Source organism: Novosphingobium sp. JCM 18896 (assembly GCF_025938095.1).
Lineage (GTDB): Bacteria > Pseudomonadota > Alphaproteobacteria > Sphingomonadales > Sphingomonadaceae > Novosphingobium.
Genome location: NZ_JAPCZF010000001.1, coordinates 19,408 through 39,989, shown reverse-complemented (window position 1 = coordinate 39,989; position 20,582 = coordinate 19,408). Strand labels below are relative to the sequence as shown.

The 20,582-nt window shown below is 66.7% G+C and carries 17 protein-coding genes and 1 riboswitch; of the genes, 9 read left to right on the top strand and 8 right to left on the bottom strand.

Going from position 1 to position 20,582, the window contains the following annotated elements; genetic code table 11:
* Positions 1 to 158: 158 nt before the first annotated feature.
* The gene (locus OLX23_RS00185; protein WP_264442092.1) at positions 159 to 1,520 is read right to left on the bottom strand and encodes an aromatic ring-hydroxylating oxygenase subunit alpha; all 1,362 of its coding nucleotides are present in this window, start codon (positions 1,518 to 1,520) and stop codon (positions 159 to 161) included.
* 196 nt (positions 1,521 to 1,716) lie between these two features.
* On the opposite strand from OLX23_RS00185, the gene OLX23_RS00180 reads away from it, so the two are divergent.
* On the top strand, positions 1,717 to 2,235 hold the full coding sequence (locus OLX23_RS00180) for a nitroreductase family deazaflavin-dependent oxidoreductase (protein ID WP_264442091.1): 519 nt from the start codon (positions 1,717 to 1,719) through the stop codon (positions 2,233 to 2,235).
* A gap of 154 nt (positions 2,236 to 2,389) precedes the next feature.
* On the opposite strand, the gene OLX23_RS00175 is transcribed toward OLX23_RS00180, so the two are convergent.
* Both OLX23_RS00175 and OLX23_RS00170 read right to left on the bottom strand, forming a co-directional pair.
* Positions 2,390 to 2,800: an EthD domain-containing protein gene (locus tag OLX23_RS00175; protein WP_264442089.1), complete on the bottom strand. Its 411-nt coding sequence runs from the start codon at positions 2,798 to 2,800 to the stop codon at positions 2,390 to 2,392.
* 23 nt (positions 2,801 to 2,823) lie between these two features.
* A complete protein-coding gene (locus OLX23_RS00170; protein WP_264442087.1) occupies positions 2,824 to 4,413 on the bottom strand; it encodes an SMP-30/gluconolactonase/LRE family protein in 1,590 nt (529 codons plus the stop codon).
* Between the two features lie 225 nt (positions 4,414 to 4,638).
* Between OLX23_RS00170 and OLX23_RS00165 the strand changes: the two genes are divergently transcribed.
* The 4 genes from OLX23_RS00165 to OLX23_RS00150 all read left to right on the top strand — a co-directional run bounded on the left by OLX23_RS00165 (position 4,639) and on the right by OLX23_RS00150 (position 9,478).
* Positions 4,639 to 5,502, top strand: coding sequence for an SDR family NAD(P)-dependent oxidoreductase (locus OLX23_RS00165; RefSeq protein ID WP_264442086.1), 864 nt, complete (start codon positions 4,639 to 4,641; stop codon positions 5,500 to 5,502).
* Between the two features lie 16 nt (positions 5,503 to 5,518).
* The gene (locus tag OLX23_RS00160) at positions 5,519 to 6,427 is read left to right on the top strand and encodes an SDR family NAD(P)-dependent oxidoreductase (RefSeq protein WP_264442085.1); all 909 of its coding nucleotides are present in this window, start codon (positions 5,519 to 5,521) and stop codon (positions 6,425 to 6,427) included.
* 91 nt (positions 6,428 to 6,518) lie between these two features.
* Entirely contained in the window at positions 6,519 to 8,357 is a 1,839-nt protein-coding gene (locus OLX23_RS00155; protein WP_264442083.1) for a flavin-containing monooxygenase, read from the top strand.
* A gap of 197 nt (positions 8,358 to 8,554) precedes the next feature.
* Positions 8,555 to 9,478, top strand: a complete 924-nt coding sequence (locus OLX23_RS00150; RefSeq protein ID WP_264442082.1) for a GGDEF domain-containing protein — start codon at positions 8,555 to 8,557, stop codon at positions 9,476 to 9,478.
* A 58-nt stretch (positions 9,479 to 9,536) separates the two neighbouring features.
* Here OLX23_RS00150 and OLX23_RS00145 read toward each other — a convergent pair whose 3' ends face one another.
* The 4 genes from OLX23_RS00145 to OLX23_RS00130 form a co-directional block, all read right to left on the bottom strand.
* Positions 9,537 to 10,319 carry an enoyl-CoA hydratase/isomerase family protein gene (locus OLX23_RS00145; RefSeq protein WP_264442081.1) on the bottom strand — a complete coding sequence of 261 codons (783 nt, stop codon included), beginning with the start codon at positions 10,317 to 10,319 and terminating at the stop codon, positions 9,537 to 9,539.
* The gene (locus tag OLX23_RS00140) at positions 10,319 to 11,578 is read right to left on the bottom strand and encodes an acetyl-CoA hydrolase/transferase family protein (protein ID WP_264442080.1); all 1,260 of its coding nucleotides are present in this window, start codon (positions 11,576 to 11,578) and stop codon (positions 10,319 to 10,321) included. Before OLX23_RS00140 ends, OLX23_RS00145 begins: the two co-directional genes overlap by 1 nt.
* On the bottom strand, positions 11,578 to 12,465 hold the full coding sequence (locus OLX23_RS00135; RefSeq protein ID WP_264442079.1) for an HpcH/HpaI aldolase/citrate lyase family protein: 888 nt from the start codon (positions 12,463 to 12,465) through the stop codon (positions 11,578 to 11,580). Before OLX23_RS00135 ends, OLX23_RS00140 begins: the two co-directional genes overlap by 1 nt.
* Before the next feature lie 70 nt (positions 12,466 to 12,535).
* The gene (locus OLX23_RS00130) at positions 12,536 to 13,702 is read right to left on the bottom strand and encodes an acyl-CoA dehydrogenase family protein (protein WP_264442078.1); all 1,167 of its coding nucleotides are present in this window, start codon (positions 13,700 to 13,702) and stop codon (positions 12,536 to 12,538) included.
* A 158-nt stretch (positions 13,703 to 13,860) separates the two neighbouring features.
* On the opposite strand from OLX23_RS00130, the gene OLX23_RS00125 reads away from it, so the two are divergent.
* From OLX23_RS00125 to cobO, 4 genes are all read left to right on the top strand, one after another.
* On the top strand, positions 13,861 to 15,039 hold the full coding sequence (locus OLX23_RS00125; protein WP_264442077.1) for a CaiB/BaiF CoA transferase family protein: 1,179 nt from the start codon (positions 13,861 to 13,863) through the stop codon (positions 15,037 to 15,039).
* Positions 15,040 to 15,222: 183 nt separating this feature from the next.
* Complete coding sequence (locus tag OLX23_RS00120; protein WP_264442076.1) at positions 15,223 to 16,989, top strand: thiamine pyrophosphate-binding protein; 1,767 nt, start codon at positions 15,223 to 15,225, stop codon at positions 16,987 to 16,989.
* A 126-nt stretch (positions 16,990 to 17,115) separates the two neighbouring features.
* On the top strand, positions 17,116 to 18,525 hold the full coding sequence (locus OLX23_RS00115; RefSeq protein ID WP_264442075.1) for an aldehyde dehydrogenase family protein: 1,410 nt from the start codon (positions 17,116 to 17,118) through the stop codon (positions 18,523 to 18,525).
* A 113-nt stretch (positions 18,526 to 18,638) separates the two neighbouring features.
* Positions 18,639 to 19,247, top strand: coding sequence for a cob(I)yrinic acid a,c-diamide adenosyltransferase (gene cobO, locus OLX23_RS00110; protein WP_264442074.1), 609 nt, complete (start codon positions 18,639 to 18,641; stop codon positions 19,245 to 19,247).
* Between the two features lie 128 nt (positions 19,248 to 19,375).
* Here the strand turns inward: cobO and OLX23_RS00105 are convergent, their stop codons facing one another.
* On the bottom strand, positions 19,376 to 20,263 hold the full coding sequence (locus OLX23_RS00105) for an ABC transporter substrate-binding protein (RefSeq protein ID WP_264442073.1): 888 nt from the start codon (positions 20,261 to 20,263) through the stop codon (positions 19,376 to 19,378).
* 67 nt (positions 20,264 to 20,330) lie between these two features.
* Positions 20,331 to 20,524, top strand: a riboswitch (cobalamin riboswitch).
* Positions 20,525 to 20,582 lie beyond the last annotated feature (58 nt).

Below are 20,582 nucleotides of genomic sequence, written 5' to 3'. Positions count from 1 at the left end.
CAGCGCGTCATCGCACCTTCCGCTTCAGGAAGAGAGCTCGGTTGGGTCCCTGCCTTCGCAGGGACGACGGTAAAGATGGGTGAGCTCATCGCGATGAGCCGTCCCCTATGGAGCCTGTCGAGCGATCACCGAGCCGCCGTAACGGCTCGGCAGACCCCTCAATCGATCTTGCGCGGCGCGCCGGTGCCCATGAACTTGGCCAGGTTGTAGTGCAGGCTCGGCACGGTCCGTTCCATGTAGGGATTGGGCTGGGTGCCGCGGAAGCCCGAGCTCTTCATGCCCTCCTGCACCGCGGCCATGTTGTTGAAGTCCTGCTGGAGCACCGGCGGCCAGTCGTTGGGCTCGGTATATTCCCACTCGGTCTCGGGCGCTTCGCCTTCCGGGTACAGCTCGTAGACCGACGCCTCGAAGATGCACTTGTTCGGGTCGGCCTTGTAGGGCCGATAGTGGTAGACCAGCATGTTGTTGACCGCATGGCCGATCTGCGTGTTCGGGAAGATCTGCCACGAGGTGCCAGTCTTGGCCGTGTGCTCGGGCGCGACCACGGGCCAGACCACGCCGCGCGCCTCGTCGGCCGCACGCGCCGAGGCCAGCCAGTGCTTCGACACTTCGGGCGCCGGAGTGTCTTCGGGCAGTTCGTCGACCAGCCGCTTGGCCGCCTCGACCAGGGTCATGGTCGTGTTGGTGTTGGCGTTCTTCCAGGTGAAGTCCTGCATTTCCCAGGTCGACTTGCGAGGATCGTCGCCGGCGCCGAGACGCAGCTTGGCCTGATCCTCTTCGCGGCCCTTGGGCGCATCGTAGCCGATGTTCGAGTGCAGTCCCTGGTTGCGGCCCCAGCCGCGGAACTGGCCGAATTCCATGAATTCGGGGTGCGTGGTCGAGACGTGATAGGTCTCGTTGAAGGCCTCCATCGCGACCTTCCAGTTGCAGTCGAACACCACCCACTTGCGCCAGCGCGGGCGCATGTTCTGCAGTTCGAACGGATCGAGCAGGCTGGCCGCAGGCTCGAGATATTCGGCGAGCGGGCCGGCTTCGGGATCGAGGTTGATCCAGATCCAGCCGCCCCAGGTATCGACCTGGACCTTGCCGAGCGCGGTGCGCTCTTCGGTCAGCTTGCCCTGCCAGTCTTCCTGATGCTCGATATAGGTGCACGAGCCCTGGCGGTCGAAGGTCCAGCCGTGGAAGCCGCAGACGATGTTGGTCTTGTTGCCGCGTGCGTTGCGCTTGCCCTTGGGCGTGTCGATCAGGCGGCGGCCGCGATGGGGGCAGACGTTATGGAAGGCGCGCAGTTCGGTCTCGCTGCTGCGCATGATGATCACCGAGTCGTTGAGCACGTCGTAGGTGATGAAGTCGCCGACATTGGAGATGTCTTCGAGCCGGCCGGCCTGGAGCCAGACCTTGGACCAGAGCTTTTCGCCTTCGGCCCTGGCATAGTCCTCGGAAATGTAGGCTTCCGGCCCGATCGTGACCGGTGCGGTCAGTTCGTCCGCCGCCTCAACGATCTTTCCCATCTCGGTCATCGCATCCCTCGCATGTGTCGGCCCTATATCGGCCCGCTATGTCGGTATTGGCACGAGCGCGCAATACTGCACACCCGTTCAGCATATAATTGACCGCGATCAAGAAAGCGAGGGTCCTGCAGGCTGGACAGCCCGGGCGAAATGCCGAAGATGGCCGACAGAACATGTATCCACGACCAAATTCACGGAGAGTTTCATGAGCGACGAATCGTCATCCGCCATTGCCGCGGTCCGCAAGGACTGGGTGGCCGAACACCGCGAAATGTATCTCAAATCGGGCGGTGCCGAAGGCCACATCATGGACATCACCGCCGTGGGCGGGCGTTCGTTCGCGACTCACTGCATGATCAAGTACAAGGGCCGCAAGAGCGGCAAGACCTTCATCACCGCGCTCTGCTACGGCGACATCGCCGGCGAAGTGGTGATCGTCGGCTCGAAGGGCGGCGCCGACACGCACCCCGACTGGTATCTCAACATCAAGGAAATGGCCGAGATCGAGTTCCAGGTCGCCACCCAGGCCTTCCGCGGCACCTGGCGCGAGCCCGAGGGTGCCGAGTACGAGAAGATCTGGAACTTCATGGTCGACGGCTTCCCGTTCTACGCCGACTACCAGAAGTCGACGAGCCGCAAGATCCCGCTGGTGGTGATGAAGGCGGTCGAACCGATCCCCGCGTTCAAGGAAGAGGACGCGACCGGGCACCGGCAGTACAAGTGAGCTGACGATCCTCCCCATTTTTGCGCAGCGCAAATGGGGAGGTGGCAGCCACCGAAGGTGGCTGACGGAGGGGCTCTATCAATACCCCTCCACCACCCGCTTCGCGGGCGGTCCCCTCCCCATTTAGCTGCGCGAAATGGGGAGGATCTTAAGATCAATCGTAGACCACTTCGACCCGGCCGGTCTCACCGTTCGGGCCCATCGGCGAATCGTATTCGATGCAGGTCACGATCGGATTGTCGTGGCTGGCGAACAGGTTCTTCTCATCGGCCTTGGTCATCGGCAGGCGCTCGGGATCGGCGATGATGCGCTGCGAATTCTCGAAGTCCTCGCGGCTGTTCCACCAGATTTCCATGATGCAGTCGTAGCCGCAATCGTGGACCTGGCCCGTCACCGGGTTGATCTCGGGCTTCAGGTAGCGGCGGACGTAGCGCACGGCGTTGGGGATCGCCGGCTTGGCGCCCGACTTCTTGGCCAGCTGCGAGTGCTGGTTCTCGTAGTAGTCCATGAACTCGTCGGCGGTCATGTCGGGCCGCTTCTTGAAGAAGCAGATCTGCTTCAGCATCGTTTCTCTCCTCTGATGTTCTGTCAGGCCGGCCGCAGGGCCAGCACGCTGCCCTCGGCCGCACCGGCGACGTAGATCGTGCCGTCGCCGCCGGCGGCGAGGCCGGCGAAGGTCGTCATCGGGCCGCACATGTCGCCGACGCTACCGAGTTCCTTGGGGACGATCCCGGCCGGGGCGCCGACGGGCAGGTTGGCGCCGATCGCGCGGCGGTTGCCGCCCGCCAGGTCGCTCTCGATCACCTGCTTGCTGTCGGTGTCGACGACGTAGAGCTTGCCGCCCGCGATCGCGAGGCCTTCGGGGGTGCCGAGGCCGTCGATCACGGTCTCGGTCTTGCCGCCCGCGACCTTGGTGACGCGCCCAGCCCCGGCCTCGGCGACATAGACCGCGCCGTCGGGGCCGATCGCGACGCCCATCGGCTTGTCGAGCCCGCGCGCCAGTTCGCTGACCTCGCCGCGCTCGACCGAGAGCAGGCGGCCGGTGGGCATCTCGGCGAAGACCACCGCCCCGCTCGCCGCCAGGTCGACGCCCATCAGGCGGTCGTAGCCCTGCGCCAGCATCTCGCTGGCCTGGCCGGCGGGGTTGAACCGGGCGACGTCGCCGTTGGCCGTGGTGACGATCCATTCGCCGGCCCCCGCCGCCGCCACGTCGCGGACCCAGCCGGGGAAGCCCGGCGAGAACAGCATGCCGGCCAGCTCGGGCTCACCGCCGGCCTGGAGCGTGTAGGTGAAGCCGCCGTCGGCGATGAACAGCTCGCCGCTTTCGGCCACGGCCAGGCCCAGCGGCCACTGCATGCCCTTCTTGACCAGCGGCTTGGCCTTGCCCGGGGTGATCTCGTGGATCGAACCGGTGATGTGCGAGACGAAGGTCCGGCCGTTGACGAAGGCGACGTTGTCGAGCCCCGGCCCGACGTCGGCCAGCACTTCCTTCTCGCCGGTGCGCGGATCGATCTTGAGCACCTGGCCCGAATAGACCTGGGTCGAGACGATATAGCCGTCGGGGTGGAACTTGACCGAGTCGGGCACGCCGAGGTCCTTGGTCACGACCTCGGGCTCGCCGCCGTCGAGGCTGACGCGCCAGATCTCGTTGGCCGCCTGGGCGGGGAAATAGAGCTTGCCGTCGGGGCCGATGTCGAAGGCATTGGCCATCGGCACGCCCTCGATGATCGTGCGCGGCGCGCCGCCGTTGCGGTCGAGCTCGACGATCCTGGCGCCCATGGTCAGCTCGCCGGCGATCAGGCGGTTCTGCTTGAAGATGATCGGATTGGCGACGCGCAGGTCGGCGATGACGTCGCTGGTGCCGTTGGGCCGCAGCACGCGCACCTGGTTCTCGGTGATCTCGGTGACGTAGAGGTTGCCGGCATCGTCGAAGGCGAGGTCGTCGGGTCCGGTGATCGGCCCGCCCATCGGCGCATAGGCCTCTATCTCGAGCGTATCGACGTCGATCGCGCTGACCTGGCTGCCGCCGACCGAGGCGACGTAGACGCGCCCGTCCTTGCCGGTGTGGAGGCCGTTGGCGCCGAACAGGCGGCTCGGCCGGGTCACGCGTTCGAGCGTCCAGCCCTCGGCCGTCTCGGCCGGATTGGGCGAGACATAGCGCGGCGTGGTCTGGGTCATCGTGATGCTCTCCCGGCTCGACGACCGGGCTTCCGGTCTGGCTCGGGCGATCTTCTGGACGGCTGTACGAGCGAGCGTCAAGCCCGGGACTCGCCGAAGGTATACAATCTTGCAGGGCGCGCGGCGCCACGGCTTGAAACGCCCGATTTTGTCTGCATAGGTCAAGACGCTCACGCCGGCGCACAGGCATCGCCCGCGTAACATAAGGCGTGAGGGAGAGAGTCGATGGCTTCGGGCAGTTCCTTGGCAGGCAAAGTCGCGGTCGTGACCGGCGCCAGCCGCGGCGTCGGGCGCGGCATCGCGCTCGCGCTCGCCGACCAGGGTGCCACGGTCTACGTCACCGGCCGCACCGTCACCGCGGGCCAGGAAGGCCTCTCGGGCACGATCGGCGAGACCGCCGCCGAAGTCGACGCGCGCGGCGGCAAGGGCATAGCCGTCGCGGTCGACCTGGCGCGCGACGAGGACATCGCCGCGCTGTTCGCGCAGGTGCAGGCCGAACAAGGCCGGCTCGACCTGCTGGTCAACAATGCCATCGTCATCCCCCCCGAGCTGACCCAGCCCGGCGGCTTCTGGGAAAAGCCGCTGTCGAACTGGGAAATGTTCGATGTCGGCCTGCGCGCGGCCTATGTCGCCGCCTGGCACGCCGCGAAGATCATGGTGCCGCAGAGGTCGGGGCTGATCGTCGGCATCTCGGGCTATGTCGGCGTGACCTATACCTACGGGCCGATCTTCGGCACGGTGAAGACCGGGCTCGATCGCATGGCGCGCGACATGGCCGTCGAGCTCAAGGAGCACGGCGTCGCCTCGCTGTCGCTGTGGCAGGGCTTCACCTATACCGAGCGCGCGATCGAGAACCTCAGGTCGGTGCCCGGCATGGCGAACCAGCTCAAGAGCGCGGCCGGCAGCTCGCCCGAGTTCCCCGGCCGCGTCGTCGCCGCACTCGCCGCCGATCCCGCGATCATGGCGCGATCGGGCGGAACTTTCATCAACGCCGAACTGGCGCAGGAATATGGCCTGACCGACATCGACGGCCGCACTATCCCATCCAACCGCGCCGAACGCGGCTCGCCGATCTGGCAGCCGGTCTAACCTTGAAGGAATCCCGATGACTGAACTGCGTTTCGACGGCCGCGTGGCGGTGATCACCGGCGGTGGCCGCGGGCTCGGTGCGGCCTATGCGCGGCTGCTGGCCGCGAAGGGCTGCAAGGTCGTGGTCAACGACCTCGGCGCGCCGATCAAAGGGGATGGCAACGACGCCAGCGTCGCCCAGCAGCTGGTCGACGAGATCGTCGCGGCCGGCGGCGAGGCCGTGGCCGATACCCATTCGGTCGCGACGCCCGAAAGCGCCCAGGCGATCGTCCAGACCGCCCTCGACGCCTATGGCAAGGTCGACATCCTGATCTACAACGCCGGCAACGTCCGCTACGGCACGATCCGCGAGCTGTCGTTCGAGGACTTCCAGTCGGTGATCGACGTCCACCTGATGGGCGCCTTCTACATGGTCAAGGCGGTGCACCCGCTGATGTGCGACGCGGGCTATGGCCGCATCGTCCTGACCAGCTCGATCGGCGGGATCTATGGCAACAACCGCTGCGTGAACTACGGCATCTCCAAATCGGGCATGATCGGGCTCAGCAACATCGCCGCGCTCGAGGGCGAGGCGTTCGACGTGAAGTCCAACGTCATCGTTCCCTCGGCGGTGACGCGCATGGCCGAAGGCCTCGACATCTCGCAGTACCCACCGATGGAGCCCGAGCTCGTCTCGCCGACCGTCGCCTGGCTCGCGCACGAGCGCTGCGACGTCTCGGGCGAGATGATCGCCGCGATCGGCGGCCGCATCGCCCGCGCCTTCATCGCCGAGACCAAGGGCGTTTATCAGCCGAGCTGGACGATCGAGGAAGTCGACCAGGCCATGGCCCAGGTCCACGACAAGAGCGACCTCCAGGACTTCGGGCTGCACGGTCACGTCGATCACATCATGTACAGCTTCGACATGGCGCGGAAAGGCGGCTGAACACCCGCACAAAATACTGCCATTGGGGTTCGGGTCGCGCTAAGGCCCTCCCCTGCATCGAGACACACGCGAGAGAGAGCCGGAACTGCCCATGACCTTCGTCTGCGAACCGACCAACGTCCCCCCCGCCGAGGAAATCGACATCCCGGCAATGAAGGCGAAGTACCAGCAGGAGCGTGACAAGCGCATCCGGCGCGAAGGCCAGGAACAGTACGCCCCGCACGAGGACAACCTCACCCACGACACCTATGAGCATGATCCGTTCAGCCCGGTGGTGCCGCGCGACGCGCTGGCCGAAGATGTCGACGTCGCCGTGCTCGGCGGCGGCTGGACCGGGCTCCTGGCGGCCTATCACCTGACCAAGCAGGGCGTGACCAACTTCAAGGTCATCGACCACGCCGGCAATTACGGCGGCACCTGGTACTGGAACCGCTATCCGGGCATCCAGTGCGACAACGACGCCTACTGCTACCTGCCGCTGCTCGAAGAGATGCAGTGGCTGCCCTCGAAGAAGTTCGAGGACGGCAAGCAGATCTACGAATACATCCAGATGATCGTCGCCAAGTTCGGCCTGGCCGACAAGGGCCTGTTCCACACGCTGATCAAGGGCCTGTCCTGGGACGAATCGATCAAGCGCTGGCGCGTGCGCACCGACCGCGGCGACGATATCCGCGCCAAGTTCGTGATCATGGCCGGCGGCACGCTGTCGACGCCCAAGTTCCCCAACGTCCCCGGCATCCACGCCTTCAAGGGCCACAAGTTCCACACCAGCCGCTGGGACTATGACTACACCGGCGGCGAGTGGGGCAATCCCGTGCTCGACAAGCTCAAGGACAAGCGCGTCGCGATCCTCGGCACCGGTGCGACCTCGGTCCAGGCCGTGCCCTATCTGGGCAAGTACGCGAAGCACCTCTACGTGCTGCAGCGCACGCCCTCGGGCGTCGACAAGCGCGACAACCCGCCGACCGACCCCTATTGGGCCGCCTCGCTCAAGCCCGGCTGGCAGGCCGCGCGCCAGGAGAACTTCCTGCGCGCCGCCAACGAGATCCTGCCGCTCGACGCGCCCGACCTGATCTGCGACTTCTGGACCGAGGTGAACCGCAACATCAACGCGGATCTCAAGGCCGAGGGCAAGACCGAGCACCCGTTCCCCGAGTTCTGGGATCGCCGCGAGAAAATGGACTTCCAGGTGATGGAACGCGTCCGTCGCCGCGTCGATTCGATCATCGAGGACCCGGCCACGGCCGAGGCGCTCAAGCCCTACTACCGCTTCATGTGCAAGCGGCCGCTGTCGAACAACGACTACTACGACACGTTCAACCAGCCCAACGTGACCTTGATCGACGTCTCGGCCACCCAGGGCCTCGAAGCGATGACCGAAAAGGGCTTCATCGCCGACGGCAAGGAATACGAGATCGACGCGATCGTCTTCGCCTCGGGCTTCGAGGTGACCAGCGATCTCAAGCGCCGCTGGGGCTTCGACGACGTCGTCGGCCGCAACGACGTGTCGATCTACGACCAGTGGGCCGACGGTCCGAAGACCTTGCACGGGATGTCGACGCACAACTTCCCGAACATGTTCTTCACCGGCTACGTCCAGGGCGGCCTCAACGGCACCACGACCTTGCAGTTCGGCGAGCAGGTGCGCCACGAGGCCTGGATCATCAAGCAGGCGCTCGACCAGGGCATCGTCTCGATCGAGCCCAGCGCCGAGGGTCAGCAGGCCTACATCGACCGCTTCAACGAGATCGCGCTCGACCTGTCGATGATCCTCAACGACTGCACCCCTTCCTACTTCACCAACGAGGGCGAGAAGGAAGCCAAGTGGTTCCTGTTCCGCGGCTGGGGCCTCGGCTGGGACAACTGGCAGGAAATGCTCGAGGACTGGCGCCAGAAGGGCGACTTCGCGGGCATGGCCGTCGAGAAATAGGCCGCCGCTCTCCGTTAGAATGTGACGAAAAACGAGGCGCCGCAGGACTTTGCTCCTGCGGCGCCTCTCTTTATGTTTCCAGGTGATAACGCATCTTCACGCTACGGCGGTAAAGGCCATGTTTACCATCGATCCCTAGGCTTCGACCGTCCCGGCCAGACCCGCGGACACAGTCGCGGACGGAGCCGATCAACGCCATGCTCGTATCGAGAGCTATCCAGGACGGCGCCGCCACTTTCAACGACAACGGCATGTCCGCGCTCGAACTCTACGAGCAGGCCGCCCCGCTCGTCTCGATCGGCGCCTGGTCCTGCGATCTGCGCAGCGAGCGGCTGACCTGGACCGGCGGCGTGTTCTCGCTGTTCGGCCTTTCCACCATTCCCGAGCGCCGCGCGGTGGTCGAGATGTACAGCGAGGAGTCGCGCGAAAGGCTCGAACGCCAGCGCCGCCATGCGATCGAGACGCGCAAGGGTTTCTCGCTCGACGCCGACATCGTCCGCCCCGACGGCGGCCGGCGCTGGATCCGCATCACCGCAGCCACGCAGAATTCGAACGGGCGCGCCGTGACGCTCTACGGCATGAAGCAGGACATCACCGAGGATCACGAACGGTGGGAGCGGCTGCGCGCCCTGGCCGAGTGCGATCCGCTGACCGGCGTGGCCAACCGCGCCGCCTTCCAGCGCTTCCTCGATCGCGCGAAGGACGCGCCGGAAGCGGACGGCGTCGGCGCCCTGCTGCTGTTCGACATGAACGGCTTCAAGCAGATCAACGACATCTGGGGCCATGCCGCAGGTGACGCCTGCCTGGTCGCGCTGGGCAAGCGTCTGCGCCACGCCTTCCCGCACGCCCAGCTCGTCTCGCGGATCGGTGGCGACGAATTCGCCGTACTGCTGCCGCCGGACGGCACGCGCGCCGAGATCGAGGCCAAGGTCCGCTCGCGGATCTGCAGCCTGCTCTCGCCCGTGGCCTGGGATGGCAACTGGCTGACGATCGGCGTATCCGCCGGGCTCGCCTTCGCGCCCGAGACCGAGGAGCTCGATCCGCAGGCGCTGTTCCTCGACGCCGACCGCGCGCTCTATGCCGCGAAGGCCGATCGGTCCGACGCGCTGTTCTGCGCCTAGGTGTCTTTGTCTACCGTGATTTCCGAGCCGGCAGGTGTTCCACCTGCCTCGAAATCACTTAACGCCCCTTCCACTCGGGCTGGCGCTTCTCGGCGAAAGCGCGCGGGCCTTCCTGGCCATCCTCGCTCTTGTAGGCGTGCTCGTGCGCGGCACGCGCGGCCTGGAGCGCGGCCGAGCGGCCCATCTCGGTCGACAGCATCACCGTCTCGCGCGCGGCCTTGACCGACAGCGGCGCGCCTTCGAGCACTTCGCGCGCCAGTTCCAGCGCCGTGTCCATCAGCGCGGCGGGTTCGACCAGGCGATTGACCAGGCCGATCTCGTAGGCGCGCTGCGCGGTGATCGGCTTGCCGGTCAGCACGATCTCCATGAAGATCCGCTGCGGGATCATGTGGATCAGCGGCGCCGCCCAGGGCGAGCCGCGGCCGACCTTGACCTCAGTGATCGCGAACTTGGCATTGGTGCTGGCGACGCAGAGATCGCAGTTCTGCGCGATCAGCCAGCCGCCGGCGAAAGCGAAGCCGTTGACCGCGGCGATCGTCGGCTTGGTCAGCTGCAGATTGTCGTAAGCCGCGGGGATGAAGTCGGCCGGCGGCACCTGCATGCCCGTCTCGACCATCTCCTTGAGATCGCCGCCCGCGCAGAAGCTCTTCTCGCCGGCGCCCGTCAGGATCGCGATACACAGGGCCTCGTCGGCCTCGAACCGGCGCCAGGCCGCCCACAGCCCCTCGCGCACTTCCTTGCTCAGCGCATTGCGCTCTTCGGGGCGGTTGATCGTGATGATCGCGATGCCGTCTTCGCGGGCATCGAACAGGACGGCGCCATTGTCGTGATTGGCGGACATTAGAACCCCCGGGTCTGGATCTGGTGCGCGGCCCGGTCCAGCTCCTCGCGGAAGTCCGGGTGGGCGATGGCGATGAGGCGCTTGGTGCGCTCGGCCAGGGTCTGGCCCTTGAGTTCGGCCGCGCCGTATTCGGTGACGATGACGTCGACCTCGGTGCGCGCCGTGGTGACCGGGCCGGCGAGGCTCGGCACGATCTTGCTCAGGGTTCCGCCCTTGGCGGTCGAGGCCAGCACCATCAGCGCCGCGCCGCCCGGCGAGCGCGCGCCGGCGCGGACGAAATCGACCTGGCCGCCGGTGCCGCCCATGTAGGCCGCGCCCGACTGCTCGGCATTAACCTGGCCGGTGAGGTCGACCTCGAGCGCCGAATTGATCGTCACCAGCCGCGACAGCTGGCCGAGAACTGCGGCGTCGTGGGTGTAACTCGTCGGCGTCATGCGGATCGCCGGGTTCTTGTCGGCGAAGTCGTAGAGCCGCTTCGTGCCGATCAGCGCACCGTTGATCGTCACGCCGCGGTCGATCTCCTTGCGCGCGTTGGTGATGACCCCAGCCTCGAACAGGTCGACCAGCCCGTCGCCGAGCATGCCCGAATGGACGCCCAGGTCCTTGCGATCGTGGAGCAGCCGCAGGATCGCGTCAGGCACCGCGCCGACGCCGGTCTGGATCACCGAGCCGTCGCCGATGTAGCCCGCGCAGTGGCGCGCGATCGCCTCGTCGGTCTCACCGATCTTCGCCGCCGCGACTTCGACCGGCGCGCGCGAGACCTGGACCTTCACGTCGATCGCCGAGCCGGGGATCAGCTCGCCGTGGCTGTAGGGAACCTGGTCGTTGACCTCGGCGATGACCACGCGCGCCTTGTCGACCGCGGCGCGGACGTAGTCGCTGATCAGGCCGCACGAGTGGTTGCCGTCGGCATCGGCCGGGCTGACCTGGATCATCGCGACGTCGCAGGGGAGCACGCCCGCGGCGATCAGCGGGCCGACCTGGCTGACGTGGACCGGGATCACGTCGAGCGCGCCGGCTTTCGTCATGGAGCGGAGCGCGCCGATCGCGCCCATGCTCGACAGGCGGAAGGCGCTCGCGTTCTCGGGCACGAACAAGCCCGAGAACGAGGTGGCGATGAAGGCCGAGAGGTTGCCGATCCCCGCCCCTTGCGCGATCAGCGCCTCGACGAGCGTCGTCGGCTCGCCGCAGGCCTGGCCGAAGACGATGCGGTCGCCGGGCTTGAGATAGCGCGAGAGGTCGAGGTCGGCAGGGCTCATTACTTGCCCGCCAGCTTGAGCAGGCGCTCGGCGCGCGCGAGGTAGGGACGATCGAGCATGCCGCCCTTCCAGCCGATTGCGCCGACGCCGGGATTGGCGGCGAAGACGTCGACGATCTCCTGCGCCTCGGCGATCTCGGCCTCGGTCGGGGTGAAGGCCGCGTTGATCACGTCGACCTGCGCCGGGTGGATCGCCAGCATGCCGCGGAAGCCGTCGCGGCGGACGCTCTCGGCACGCTTGCGCAGCGCGTCGAGGTCCTTGAAGTCGGCCGAGATCGTCTCGATCGCGGTGACCCCCGCCGAAGCCGCGCCGAGCACGGTCAGGCTGCGCGCGAGTTCGTAGGTGAAGCTGTACGAACCGTCGGCATTCTTGTTCGAGCTCGCGCCGATCGAGTCGGCCAAATCCTCGGCGCCCCAGGTCAGCGCGACGACACGCGGCGCGCCCTTGTAGTCGCCGGTGTGGAACATGGCCTCGGCGGTCTCGGTGATCAGGACGATGACCGGGGTCGAGCCCTCGTCGATGCCGTTGGCGACTTCGAGCACCGAGAGCATGTGGTCGAGCTTCTCGACCTCCTGGCGGCCATAGACCTTGGGCAGCATGATGCCGCCGGGCGCCGCAGGCATGATCGCGGCGAGGTCACCCAGGGTATAGGGGCCGTCGAACGGATTGATCCGCACCCACAGCCGCGCGCGCTGGGCCGGGTTGTTCTTGACGAAATCGTGCACCATCCCGCGCGCCAGGACCTTGTTCTCGGTCGCGACCGCGTCCTCGAGGTCGATCAGCACGATGTCGGCCGTGCCTTCCATCGCCTTGGTCATCTTCTTCTCGCTGTCGCCGGGGGCGAAGAGCCAGGAGCGCGCGGAGATCGGTTCGTGGGCGATGGGCATGGTCAGGTTCCTTGGCAGTGGTCGGCGGCCGGATAATGCATTATCCGCGCAAACCTCAACCGTTATCGGCTCAATAGGACTTCGGCAGCTCGAGCACGCGCTCGGCGATGAAGTTCATGATCTGGTGCGGGCTGACCGGCGCGATGCGCGGGATCAGCACTTCGCGCAGGTAGCGCTCGACGTGGTATTCCTGGGCATAGCCCATGCCGCCCATCGACATCACCGCCGTCTGGCAGGCTTCGTAGCCGGCTTCGGCGGCGAGGAACTTGGCGGTGTTCGCCTCGACGCCGCATTCCTTGCCCTGGTCGAACAGGCTGGCCGCCTTCCACACCATCAGCTCGGCTGCCGCGACCTGCATCCAGGCCTTGGCCAGCGGGTGCTGGATGCCCTGGTTCTGGCCGATCGGCCGGCCGAAGACGACGCGCTCCTGCGCGTACTTGGCCGCCTTGGCGATCGCCACCTTGCCGAGGCCGGTGGCTTCGGCGCCGAGCAGCACGCGTTCGGGATTGAGGCCCTGAAGCAGGATCTTGAAGCCCTGCCCCTCGGCACCGATGCGATCTTCCTCGGGCACGAACAGGTCCGAGATGAACAGCATGTTCGACCCGACCGCGTGGCGGCCCATCTTCGGGATCAGGCGGTGCTCGATCTTCTCGCGATCGAGCTTGGTATAGAACAGCGTGAGGCCTTCGGTCTTCTTCTTGACGTCCTCGAGCGCGGTGGTGCGCGCGATGATCAGCATCTTGTCGGCGACGTGGGCATTGGTGATCCACACCTTCTCGCCATTGAGCAGATAGCCGCCGTCGACCTTCTGCGCGCGGGTCTTGAGGCTGGTGGTGTCGAGCCCGGTGTTGGGCTCGGTCACCGCGAAGCACATGCGCTCCTGGCCCGAGAGGATCGGCGGGATCATCCGCTGCTGCTGCTCCTCGGTGCCGAACAGCACGACGGGCTCGAGCCCGAAGACCGGCCCGTGGATCGCCGAGGCCGCGGCAAGGCCGCCGCCGCTTTCGGCCACGGCCTGCATCATGATCGCCGCTTCGGTGATGCCGAGGCCCGCACCGCCGACCGACTCGGGCATGGCGATGCCGAGCCAGCCGGCCTCGGCCATGGCCTTGTGGAACTCGACCGGCCACTCGCCGCTGCGGTCGTGCTCGAGCCAGTAGTCCTCGGAGAATTGCGAGCAATGCTTGAGCACGGCTTCGCGAATGTTCTGCTGGTCCTCGGTGAAGGCAAAGTCCACGGTTGCAACCTCTGGCTTGAGCGGGTGTCTGCGCCCGCCTAGCAGCGAGAGGCAGGCAAGACAACCAAGAGCAACCCGATATTGGCACACTGAACCAAAATACGCATAGACCTGATCGTGCCGATGGGTTAGCAGGCGGGCGAACCCTGGAGGATTCTTTGAGCAACAGCGCCGCGAAAAAGGGAGCAGGTTCCGGGCCTCTGGCCGGCATCCGCGTCATCGACCTGACCTCGGTCGTGTTCGGCCCCTATGCCACGCAGATCATGGCCGACATGGGCGCCGACGTGATCAAGGTCGAGCCGCCCGCGGGCGACAACACGCGCCACATCACGGTCGGCCCCGAGGCGGGCATGGGCGGCATCTACGTCAACGTGAACCGCGGCAAGCGCAGCCTGATGCTCGACCTGCGGCAGGAGGCGGACAAGGACGTCCTGCGCAAGCTGATCGCGACGGCCGACGTCTTCATCCATTCGATGCGCGGCAGCGCCATCGCCAAGCTCGGCTTCTCCTACGAGGCGGTCAAGGCGATCCGCCCCGACATCATCTACACCAATTGCTACGGCTACAGCCGCCGCGGCCCCGAGGCCGACCAGCCGGCCTACGACGACACGATCCAGGCCGAATGCGGCATCACCCACGTCCAGGGGCTGATGAACGGCGAGCCGGGCTTCGTCGCGACGATCATGGCCGACAAGGTCGCCGGCCTCCACGCGCTCCACGCCACGACGATGGCGCTGTTCCACCGCGAACGCACCGGAGAAGGCCAGGAGGTCGAGGTGACGATGTTCGAGGCGATGTCCTCGTTCATGCTGGTCGAGCACGCCAACGGCGCAATGTTCACGCCGCCGACCACCCCCGCGCACTACCACCGCGCGGTCGAGAAGAACCGCCGCCCCTACAAGACCAAGGACGGCTACGTCGCCGCGCTCGTATACAACGACAAGCACTGGAACGCCTTCATGGCGGCGGTGAAGCCGGCTTGGGAGACCGAGGAATTCTCCACCCTGGAGAAGCGCGCCAAGCAGATCGGCCGCGTCTATGGCCTGCTCGGCGAGACCTTCCTGACCCGCACCACGCAGGAATGGCTCGACCTGCTGCGTGAACTGCACATTCCCTGCGCGATCCTGCGCACCACCGACGAATTGTTCGACAACGAACACCTCAATACGATCGGCTTTTTCGAGACGATCGACACGCCGCAGGGGCCGACGCGCTTCCCCGGCGTGCCGACCTGGTTCTCGGCCACGCCCGGCCAGGTCCAGGGCCCGGCGCCGCGGCTCGGCGAACACAATGCCGCGCTCCTCGCCGAGCTCGGATTGGATACGGAGAGCAAATGAACAGGTGTGTTGATCAAGTGTTGGCGACCCTGCTCTCTTGAGCTAGGAGCGGTGCCGAAACAGTCATTGGGAGAGTGAAGGCGATTCTGCGGGGCGAGTCCCCGCCTGCCCCGGTCGAGCGCCGGCGCCCGAGCAACCCCCTGAAATCCATTTCGAATATCATCTGAAGAGGAAATCCAGACGATGTCATACGACGACCAGCCGCAGGCGGAATCGAAGGGCGGCACCCCCGTCTACAAGCGCATCCTCGAACTGTTCGAGGCAGAAGGCGTCAACACGCTGTTCGGCATCCCCGATCCGAACTTCGTCCACCTGTTCCTCGAAGCCGAGAAGCGCGGCTGGACCGTCGTCTCGCCGCACCACGAGGCCTCGGCCGTGCACATGGCCGCCGCCGCCGCGCGCATCACCGGCAAGCCGGCACTCTGCATCGCCACGCTCGGGCCGGGCCTGGCGAACGCGATGCCCGGCATCCAGTGCGCCAAGGTCGAGAACGACCCGGTCATCATCCTCGGTGGCCAGCGCGCCCGCGTGACCGAGCGCCGCGTGCGCCGCGGCCGCATCCAGTTCGTCCGCCAGGAGCCGATGATCGAGGATTCGGTGAAGTTCTCTTCGTCGATCGAATATGCCGACCAGACCGACGAAATCGTTCGCGAGGCGATCCGCGTCGCCATGTCGGGCACGCCGGGCCCCTGCTACATCGAATATCCGAGCCACGTCCTGCTCGAAGAGCTCGAGCCCGAGCCGGCTCTGCCGCCCGCACGCTACCGCCTGTTCGAGGCCGGCGCCGACGGTGACCGCATCGCCGAGGCCGCCGCGCTGATCAAGGCCGCCAAGCACCCGATCCTGCTGGTCGGCCACGCCGTCCACACGACCAAGTCGGGCGAGAAGCTCAAGGAGCTGGCGCTCAAGATGAACTGCCCGGTCATTCAGACCTCGGGCGGCACCGCCTATATCGAAGGCATCGAGGACCGCACCTTCCAGTACGTGTTCTCCGACGCCTCGATCGACGCGGTCGAAGAGAGCGATCTCGTCGTCGCCGTCGGCACCGAGCTGGGCGAGCCGCTGCACTATGGCCGCTGGCGCCACTGGTATGCGGGTGAAGCCAACCGCAAGTGGATCTACATCCAGCAGGATGCCACCGCGATCGGCGTCAACCGCCCGATCGACGTGCCGCTGGTCGGTGACCTTCGCGCCGTCCTGCCGCAGCTCAGCCGCGCGCTGGGCGATGCCCTGCCCGAGGCCGCGAGCCTGCGTCGCTTCATGAAGGACGGCCAGGCCGAACTCGACGAGCTGGCCGCCGAAGCCGGCGAGAAGTCGGACGGTTCGGGCAATGTCGCGATGAACACCGCGCAGTTCGTCGTCGAAGCCTCGAAGGCCTTCCCCAAGGACGGCATCCTGATCCGCGACGGCGGCGCCACGGTGATCTACCAGTGGACCTATTCGCAGTCGAAGCCGCATGACGTGATCTGGAACCAGAACTACGGCCACATCGGCACCGGCCTGCCCTACGCGACGGGCGCCATGCTCGCCGACGAGGCCGCGACCGGCAAGAAGCGCCCGGGCATGCTGCTGACCTCGGACAGCTCGTTCCTGTTCCACGTCGGTGAGCTCGAAGTCGCCGTGCGCAAGAACCTGACCCTGGTCTGCGTCGTCGGCGTCGACTTCCAGTGGGGTCTCGAGGTCGGCGTCTACAAGCGCACCTTCGGCCAGGGCACCGCGGAAACCGGCACGCACTGGTCCGACAAGGTCCGCTTCGACAAGATCGGCGAAGGCTTCGGCGGCCACGGCGAATACGTTCGCGAAGCCAAGGACCTCGGCCCGGCGATCAAGGCGGCCTACGAGCGCGGCGGCCTGACCGTGATCCACGTTCCGATCGATCCGAAGGCCAACTCGGAAGAAATGCCCAAGTACGAGAAGTTCCGTACCTGGTACGCCGAGGGCACCCAGTAAGAGGGTTCGCCGACAGGACGAAAATTCAGGCCCGCGCCATACTGGACACAGTACGGGGCGGGCCTATTTCTTTGGGCAACAGGCGAATCCCCCTTTCGCCCACCCCATGACATCGCGGGAGATGGTATGCGCGAGTATCTGAAGTTCTACATCGACGGCCAGTGGGTCGATCCGACCACGCCGAAGACCGCCGAGGTCATCAACCCCGCGACCGAAGCCGTCTCGGGCACGATCTCGCTGGGTTCCGCCGCCGACGTCGACAAGGCCGTCGCCGCCGCCCGCCGCGCCTTCGCCTCCTGGGGCGAGACCTCGGTCAAGGACCGGCTCGACATCCTGCTCGCGATCCAGTCCGAATATGCCAAGCGCTCCGACGAGCTCGGCGACGCCGTCGTCGAGGAAATGGGCGCGCCGGTCGGCCTGGGCCGCGGCTTCCACGTCGGCCTCGGCGCGGGCCACCTGCAGACCGCGATCGACGTGCTCAAGGAGTTCCCCTTCGAGCAGCAGAAGGGCGCCAGCCTGATCCGCTACGAGCCGATCGGCGTCTGCGGCCTGATCACGCCGTGGAACTGGCCGATGAACCAGACCTGCGTGAAGATCTTCCCGGCGCTGGCCGCGGGCTGCACGATGATCCTGAAGCCGCCGCAACTCGCGCCGTATTCGGCGCAGATCCTCGCCGAGATCATTCATGACGCCGGCACCCCGGCGGGCGTGTTCAACATGGTCCAGGGCCAGGGCTCGGTAATCGGCACGGCATTGTCGACCCACCAGGACGTCGACATGATCTCGTTCACCGGCTCGGAGCCGGTCGGCGTGCAGATCCAGAAGGACGCGGCCGAGACGGTCAAGCGCGTCGGCCTGGAACTCGGCGGCAAGAGCGCCTGGATCGTGCTCGACGATGCCGACCTGGCGGCCAACGTCGCCGGCGCGACCGGCGGCATGATGGGCAATTCGGGCCAGACCTGCTCGGCGGGCTCGCGCCTGCTGGTGCCGGCATCGCGCCTCGACGAGGCGGTCAAGGCCGCGACCGAGGCCTGCAACGCCGTCACCGTCGGCGATCCGCTGACCGACGTGGCGATGGGCCCGGTCGTGTCGAAGAGCCAGTTCAACATCATCCAGGACTACATCCAGAAGGGCCTGGACGAGGGCGCGACCTTGATCGCCGGCGGCCTCGGCCGTCCCGACGGGCTCGACAAGGGCTGGTTCGTCAAGCCGACCGTCTTCGTCGGCACCAACGACATGGTGATCAGCCGCGAGGAGATCTTCGGCCCGGTGCTCGTGATCATCCCCTATCAGGACGAGGCCGACGCGATCCGCATCGCCAACGACAGCCTGTTCGGCCTCGGCGGCTACGTCTCGGGCCAGGATGCCGACAAGTGCCGCCAGATCGCGCGCAAGCTGCGCACGGGTGCGATCTGGGTCAACGGCGGCTTCGACTTCCACGCGCCGTTCGGGGGCTACAAGCGCTCGGGCAACGGCCGCGAATGGGGCGAATACGGCTTCCACGAATATCTCGAGATCAAGTCGATCATCGGCTGATCCCGCGCATTTCGAGAGGTTCAGGAAGGGCCGGGCGTTTCAGGACGCCCGGCCTTTTCCGTTTGCGCGTCTGCCCGGTTCGGCTATCCGCCCGCCCCGAAGGAGCACGCTCGATGGCCGAACGCACTGAAGAACAGCACGCCGAAAAGATGAAGAAGCGCCAGGCCGCGCACGAGAAGATCGGTGCGACCAAGACCGTCGAGAAGGGCCTGCTGATCGTCAACACCGGCAAGGGCAAGGGCAAGACCACCGCCGCGCTCGGCATGGTCGTGCGCGCGATCGGCCACGGCAAGAAGGTCGGCGTGGTCCAGTTCGTCAAGGGCGCGATGACCACGGGCGAGAAGGCCGTGTTCGACGCCTTCCCGCAGAACGTCGAATTCAAGCCGATGGGCGAAGGCTTCACCTGGGACACCCAGGACCGCGCACGCGACATCGCCGTGGCGCGCGAGGCCTGGGACGAGGTCAAGCGCATGATCGCCGATCCCGCCTACGACATGGTCCTCGCCGACGAGCTCAACATCGTCCTGCGCTACGACTACCTGCCCTTGGCCGAAGTGCTCGAAGCCGTGACCGCGCGTGCGCCGATGAAGCACGTCATCATCACCGGCCGCAACGCGCCCGAAGGCCTGGTCGAAGTCGCCGACCTCGTCACCGAGATGACCTTGGTCAAGCACCCGTTCCGCGAGCAGAACGTGATGGCCCAGCCGGGGATCGAGTTCTGAGCCGCAGCCACCCTCACCGCTGCGACTAAGCCGCTGCGCGGCTAAGTCTCGCTCCTCTCCCGCCAGCGGGAGAGGGGCAACGCCCGCCTTCTCCCGCTGGCGGGAGAAGGATAGCGTAGCTTGCCGCGTCAGCGGCTAGCGGAGCTTGGATGAGGGTGGCGAAGCACCGCCCGATCATACGCGGCGATCTGCTCCGCAATCCCCCGCACCGCGCGCACGTAGGCCGGGCTGCCGCAGACCGTCCAGGCCTGCGGAATGCTGATCCGCGGGATGCCGGCGAGCGCCGGGTGGTGGAGCATCTCGGTGCCCTGGTCGCGCACGGTGTCGGTCGCGCTCTCGACGATCAGGAAATCGGGCCGCGCCGCGACCATCTCCTCGAGGCTGACCTGCGACAGTGCCGGCTTGCCGAGCTTCGTCGCGAGATTGACCAGGCCCGCACGCGCCATGACCTCGTCGATCAGGGTGCCGGTGCCGGTGAGGAAACCGCGCCGCTGGTAATAGGCGGCGACCCGCCCGCGGCCGAGCCGGGGAACGCCCGCGAGCTCGCGATCCATTCGCGCGATCAGCGCCGCACCGCGCTCGGGGTGGCCGACGGCATTGGCCGTGCTGCGGATCGAGGCCTGGATCTGGTCGTAGCGTTCGGCCGACTTGAGATCGACCATCCGGTAGTTCTGGTCCTCGAGCACCTTGATCGCCGCGCTGCGCCGCGCGGGCATGCCGATGACGAGATCGGGATCGAGCGCGACGATCTCTTCGGCCGACTTGCTGAGCAGCCGCAGCCCGCGTGCGCGCGCCGCCTCGGCCGACATCTCGACGTCGGTGGCGTTGCGTGTCAGCCCGGCGATCTGGCTGCGATCGGCCAGCGCGAGCACGAGCTGGTCGGCGCAGAGGTTGAGCGAGACGATCCGCCGCGGCGGTCCCGCCGGTGCCGGGCGTACCGCCCTCGCCGCGAGCACGCCGCCCGCCACCGTGGCGAACAGGGCCGACAGGATCAGGAAGCGAGGCAGCGGAGGCATGCCTGCGACATAGACGAGCGCCCGCTGGCGGCAAGTGCGGCGATTGACGCCATGCGGCGATGTGCCTAACGCCGCCCCTGCGACAGGTTCACCCGCAAGGGTGATGAAAAGGGAACGGAGTTCGAGACCCCGGCTGCCCCTGCAACTGTGAGCGGCGAGCCATCGTGCCACACGCCATTGCGATCCCCGGATCGCGAGAAGGCGGCGCGAACCGGCAGTGACCCGCAAGCCAGGAGACCTGCCCGTCGCGGTCGTCCTTCGCGCGGACAGGGTGTGCCGAGCGGACGGGGGTGAACCCGCGCGACGACAAGTCCGACCA